The organism is Bradyrhizobium viridifuturi (genome assembly GCF_001238275.1).
Classification (GTDB): Bacteria; Pseudomonadota; Alphaproteobacteria; order Rhizobiales; family Xanthobacteraceae; genus Bradyrhizobium; species Bradyrhizobium viridifuturi.
The window spans coordinates 1-5,755 of record NZ_LGTB01000100.1 but is presented as its reverse complement, the minus strand read 5'-3'; the positions used below and the strand labels follow the sequence as shown (position 1 = coordinate 5,755).

Here is a 5,755-nt window from a genome sequence, read left to right as displayed (position 1 = left end):
ATCCGTATGACTCCGGTACTCCCCAATGAGTAGGGGAGCTGTGCCGCGAGGTCTAGGGTCGCGGGCGACTAAGTTACTCCGGCCTCAGCCTATGCCGGGGCGACCCGGACAAAGGTAACCGAGTCGAGTGCGGTAATTGATGGAGCCGGCGCGGAGATCGCCCCGCATGTCGTTGGTGGCGTGAAGCTCCATGGCTAAGCGTTCGGCATTTAGGACTTTAGGCGCCGATTCAGCGCTTCAGCCAAGCGTCGTTCGAAATCGGCCTTACGCTCCGCAATGGGGCGATCGAAAAAGTTGTCACGGAACAATTCCGCGAGCCTCGTCTGCGTCGATATGATCGATGTTGCAGTCCTTGAACGTGCAGCCGGTGAAGGCGAGTTGTTCGGCGCTGCTATCAAGCACGATGGTGCATTTCACGAAGGTGCAGCCATCAAAGCGGGCAAAATGAACCTGGCCGCGGAAATCAAATATCTCGGCGTGAAAGGTATCATTCCAGAATACGCGTTCTTCGTGGATATCGGTCACTGTTTCGCCTTTTAGCACCGTGCCGCTGAGTTGCCTTCCGTCGAGCCCTTCGACACGCACCGTCAAATACCTTGAACCGACCGCGAAGCTGTGGGCCAGCTTGACGCTCCCGAACTCCTCGGCGAAGCGTGAGGTTCGCGACCGCTTCAAACTCTTCGGCAGCGAGATTGCGGCCGCGATTCCTGTTCAATTCGCTGAGCAGGTCTTTACGGTCACGCCTCATGTTTCTTTAGCCCGTCAGTCATTGCTCGCGCGCTTCACCGGCCTAGCTTGCACGTCGTTCTCACCGGAAGATTGTCGATCAGTGAGCGGCGCCTTGAAGAGCGTTTTGGTCGATCCTGCGCCATTCCAGATCGACATCGGGAAGATCTCTCGGAACCAATGTGGCAGTGAGGCTCCACAATTGCGATGCCGCACGCCTTATGCCTCCGACAAATCCAGGGCCACGCGATGATCGTTTTCCGAATGCAGTTGCTTCCCCCAAGACTTGGTAGGTTGAAGTTTGTTGCATAGCGCCCTTTGATAACCAATGATCCGATGGCCTGCAGGCCGAAAGGCAAGCCCAGGTTTGCCAGAAAAGGCGCGGGTTCCGGCGAAAGTTGCCTCGGGCTGTTGCGACAATGGAAGCGGTAGGACACACGATGCTCCGCACTCTCTTTCTGATCGCCTTAACGTTTGTCGTCACGACAAAATCGGATGCTCAAGGCACCGACGCCAATCCCATCTATCTTGACCAGGGTGTGGATTGGACCGCGGCAGCGAGAGCTGACTTCTATTCGCGCGATCAGGGCTCGCGTTTGATTACGTTGTCTTGGATGCAGGCGCTGAAGCAAAGGAACGGGCAGCCATTCCTAGCGGATGGTTTGTCACGGTACGGCTATCTACCGAATCCTGCAAACACGGCCAATCTTCCCGTCGGCTTTCACGCTTCTGGCCCTCAAGACTTCCAGGTCGTCGGAATGACCTGCTCAGCCTGTCACACGCGCCAGATCGAAGCTGATGGCAAGGTGTATCGGGTGGATGGCGGTCCGGCGTTTGTAGACTTCTACGCATTGCTTGGCGATCTGGACAAGGCTGTGGGCGACGTGATTGCCAGTGACAGCTCGTTCGCTCCGTTTGCTGCAGCTGTCCTGCAGTCCACAACGCCGGACGCGGCCGACGTTGCGGATCTTCGTCGGCAGGTCGAGGGGTGGTACTTGCGGTTTCACACGCTTATTGTGCGCGCGCTGCCCAGGACCGGCTGGGGAGTTGGCCGTCTGGACGCTGTGGGGATGATTTTCAACCGCATATCCGGACTGGACATAGGCCCGCCGCCCGACTTCATGATCCCGGGAAACATGAAAACCGCGGACGCTCCCGTGAGATACCCATTCCTCTGGAATTCGCCGCGGCAAGATAAGACGCAATGGCCTGGATTCGCAAAAAATGGAAATGACATCTTGGGGCTGGCTCGGAACGTTGGCGAGGTTCTGGGAGTATTCGCTACGTTCGAGCCGAAGCGCCAGGGCGCGATCATCAATTTCCTTGACAATAATTCCACCAATTTCGACGGCCTGAGCCAGCTTGAAAACCTGGTGAAGCGGATCGGCCCTCCGAAATGGCCCTGGACGATTGACGCTGCTTTAGCCGCGCGCGGCAAAGCGATTTTTGAAAGGGATTCCGCTGAAGCGGGATGTAGCGGTTGCCACGGGATAGAAGACGGAGAGCAACGCTTTCCATTTGTCAAAACATGGCGAACTCCGGTCCAGAACGTTGGTACCGATACACGAGAATACGACATCCTCGCCTGGAAAGCGAATACGGGCGTGCTGAAGGGAGCGTACATTCCCTTCGCGACCGCCCCCCTCAAGGAGAACGATGAGATTCTTAACATTCTTGCGACCTCGGTCATTGGTTCGATCGCGGAACACCTGTTGGCCGGCGGCGCCCCTTCAACCAATGCCCGGGTGGCAGCGGCGCCAGATCCGGGATCGTCGGACACACCGGAGTCTCTGGGGCTGGTGCGGCTACCGCCAACGCTGCAGGATCTGCTAACGGCTTTCGATACTGTCAGCACCTCGGAAGCAATCAAAAAGGCCAGGCGGCAGGGAGCAGAACGAGCGTCTCACGCTCAGCTCCCTCCGTGGGGCTCCTACGAGGCCCGTGTTCTGCAGGGTATTTGGGCCGCCGCACCTTATCTCCATAACGGCTCGGTCCCGACGCTGGCGGAATTGCTCAAGCCATCAGGGCAGCGCAGATCGCAGTTTAGCGTCGGACGGAAATACGACATTGAAAACGTTGGTCTTGCTGCTACCCAGGAGCCGCTGAGCGACACTCTATCCGTGACGGACTGCAGCAATATCAACTCTGGAAATAGCCGATGCGGCCACGAGTACGGGACAAGTTTGAGCGATCAGGACAAAAAGGCGTTGCTTGAATACCTCAAGACACTGTGACCCGCTTAGCCGCCCCTCTTTGACCGGCTTCCAGCCTGCTGCCGGTTCCAGTATCGTTTGCGCAAAAGACCCTCATTCACCGAGTTCTCGCTGCCGGCGCGAGCATTGGAGTGGACATCTGATCCAGCGCAGTTGCTCAAGGTCGCACAAGTGATGGCCCACCAACGTTTGCCCCTCTGCCGTATGCGTCGCTTGTGTGTAAGAAAAGAGGTTCCACATGCTCCCAAGCTCAACAGTGCATCACAAAGAATGCGTTCGCTGTGGTTCTGGATTAGTGACCCTTGAGTGGCACGAGCTCGTCAACGCGAATGAAGCTCAAGATCTTTGGCGCTGCTGGAACTGCAAACACCAGTTTGTCTCCGTCGTCACTTCAGATGAGAGGGAGCCCTCAGCCGCAGAGATCACAAGACCATTCTTTACGAGCCTGCTGGTGTGACGAATGTACGCCGGAGCAGGTCGACCTTGTCAGGACATCATTTGACGCGATGTGGCCGATCCGCCGCGACCTCGCTGACCTGTGCTACAACAGGTTCGTCGAACTAGCTCCTGATGCAAGACAAATGTTCGGCGGCGATACTGAGAAGCAGCGGAAGAAGGTGCTGGATATGATCACGGCGCTGGTCGCCTCGCTCGACGAAAGACCGATGTTCCAGTCGCTGATCGCGATTTCCGGTCACAAGCACGCCATACTTGGCGTTCAGCCATCGCACTTTGTCGCAATGGGCGAGGCGTTGATGTGGAGCTTTGAGCGACAATTCGGCGCTTCTTTCACCCCTGAGCTGAGAGAGTCCTGGCATACACTTTACGCCACCGCCCAGAACGAGATGCTGCGCGCGACTGGCCGGCACAGTTCGTTTTGACAACGGCGGATGCGACACCCATAGGAGGCGTCACGGCACAACGCTGGTCTATAGAGTTGACAGCTCAACACGCTCCGACAAGCCGTTCCTTGAGCCTTCGTCGCGTCGGATTTGGCGTGTATAGCGCGACGATCAGGATGAGAGCAGTCTCCCCCTGACCGCTGCCGCGCAGGCGTGTGACGTGGGGTTCGCAGTGGCAGATCGGCGGGATCGCGAGTGAACGGGGGCGGTTGGGCGGACCGAGCGCAGAATCCGCTCCCGCTCGGAAAGCCTGACACTGACGCGCGTATCGACGCGATGCATACTTGCGCGGAGTGAGACCGCTCAGTGTGTCCGCAACTACTTGCCGATCGAATATTCGATTTCGACTTGCGACTCATTTACCCCTGCTTTGGGATCGGCGTGGCCAGTGGTTCGCGCAATTCCCCGAATATTAGCCAGAGCGCCCGTGCCGCTCGTGATATACGAGACAGTCGTGCTGCTAAGCTTTCCTGGCCCCGCGCTATGAGCGAGCACAGTTCCTCGGGTGAAGAACTTGTCGCCATTCTCGACGGCATAGACCGTGTATATGCTGCCGGAACCATTATGCCGACACGCTAGGACCGGGTCGATGACGCTTTAAGAGCGGATCGGTTGGCGAAGGGCTTTTATTGCTACCGGGCATTGCGGCCCGGCGCTACGTCAACAAGACGGACAGACCGAACCCTCACGAAAGAATCACACATGTTGGGGGACCTAACCCCGACGGGACGCCGTGGAAGCGGCAAGGTGGTCAGTCCTCGCTAATCCAAGGGCGAAGGCTCGCCGCCGAAGCTTGCAGTTTGCAGCGTGTGGTAGGGACAGCGCTTTCATGGTCCAACGCGAGCGCCGAGCTATCGCTGCTAACTTCACTGGCAGCGCGGGCGCGTTGGGGACAGCCTCGCCTTTTCGCATGTTTGATCTTCCATTCCTGCCGAAGTCGGCTTCCGGACCAAGCCGGAGATCGCGCTGGAGCAGTTGCGATGGGCCTGTGCGACCGGCCTTCCGCGTGGTGTCGTGCTGATGGACGGGGGTAACGGCAACAACAGCGTGGAGCAAATGCTGGAATTGCTAGATGGCGATCGCTCGCTTTTTCGAGACAAGACATTCATTCTCTATGGCGAGCAGTGCGACATCGTGGAGCGCGACATCGCCAGGGCGGCTAAGCCGCGCGACCCGAACAATCCCAATCGATCGCCGGAAGCAATGCGCTCGCCGCGATCGCCCCGAATATCTATCTTATCTGGGGCGCCTCTCATACATCGAGTTTGATTGATGAAGCTTACTCGATGTCGGCTATGCCGCGATACCTATTAAATACCGCAGCGCGTCGCAATGACGCGATGGTCCACAGGACGTCGCAGTATTCAGCCGTTGAAGATGACGCTCGACGCTGCCCATTCGCTATCAGAACTTAGGTCGCTTGAGATTATTCCGCGACCGCAGGCACCGTCGGAGGACAGTCGCTACTTGAAATGCCCCTTAGGCTCCATCGGGGCGAGGTATTGGCGAGAGCCTCGCGTGTCAGATAAGTCGCCGCCAGTCCGTTCCAGGATTTCACAACACGATACCAGTTCTCTTTTCGGGCCGGTAACAGTTGAAGCTTCCTTTGCGCCTTGCGCGCAGCCGCAAGCTTTCCGTCGCACTTAGCTTGTTCCAGAGTCTTGCGCTCTAGGACGCGGACTCATTAAGGCGCAGCCATATCCTGATCGACGCGAGTTGAACGAAGGCAAGGTAGTTGGCGGCCAATCTGTCGTAGCGCGTCGCCACCCGGCGACATTGCTTGATCCTGTTGAAGAACCGCTCGACATGGTTGCGAGCGCGGTAGAGATACGGGCTGAAGCAGATCGGACCACTGCGGTTGCTTTTTGGTGGGATGTTGGCCCACGCACCCTTCTTCATGGCGAGCTCCCTGAT

Annotated in this window: 4 protein-coding genes and 2 pseudogenes; 4 read left to right on the top strand and 2 right to left on the bottom strand. The window is 57.8% G+C overall.

The window, feature by feature from the left end; genetic code table 11:
- Positions 1 to 297: 297 nt before the first annotated feature.
- On the bottom strand, positions 298 to 585 hold the full coding sequence (locus ALC15_RS40695; RefSeq protein ID WP_244486497.1) for a hypothetical protein: 288 nt from the start codon (positions 583 to 585) through the stop codon (positions 298 to 300).
- Between the two features lie 40 nt (positions 586 to 625).
- Between ALC15_RS40695 and ALC15_RS45715 the strand changes: the two genes are divergently transcribed.
- From ALC15_RS45715 to ALC15_RS47445, 4 genes and pseudogenes are all read left to right on the top strand, one after another.
- Entirely contained in the window at positions 626 to 979 is a 354-nt protein-coding gene (locus tag ALC15_RS45715; RefSeq protein WP_128089749.1) for a hypothetical protein, read from the top strand.
- 187 nt (positions 980 to 1,166) lie between these two features.
- Positions 1,167 to 2,960 (top strand): di-heme-cytochrome C peroxidase, encoded by a 1,794-nt coding sequence (locus ALC15_RS40690; RefSeq protein WP_050632120.1) that lies wholly within the window; start codon positions 1,167 to 1,169, stop codon positions 2,958 to 2,960.
- A 308-nt stretch (positions 2,961 to 3,268) separates the two neighbouring features.
- On the top strand, positions 3,269 to 3,820 hold the full coding sequence (locus ALC15_RS40685; RefSeq protein ID WP_244486496.1) for a globin domain-containing protein: 552 nt from the start codon (positions 3,269 to 3,271) through the stop codon (positions 3,818 to 3,820).
- 945 nt (positions 3,821 to 4,765) lie between these two features.
- A pseudogene (locus tag ALC15_RS47445) lies at positions 4,766 to 5,110 on the top strand (transposase); the annotation flags it as partial.
- Positions 5,111 to 5,509: 399 nt separating this feature from the next.
- Here the strand turns inward: ALC15_RS47445 and ALC15_RS40680 are convergent.
- Positions 5,510 to 5,755 (bottom strand): annotated as a pseudogene (locus tag ALC15_RS40680) (IS5/IS1182 family transposase); the annotation flags it as partial.

Excerpts from the sequence above, each read along its gene's own strand:
- ALC15_RS40690 (WP_050632120.1), top strand. The coding sequence starts at position 1,167 with ATGCTCCGCACTCTCTTTCTGATCGCCTTAACGTTTGTCGTCACGACA.
- ALC15_RS40685 (WP_244486496.1), top strand. The coding sequence starts at position 3,269 with ATGAAGCTCAAGATCTTTGGCGCTGCTGGAACTGCAAACACCAGTTTG.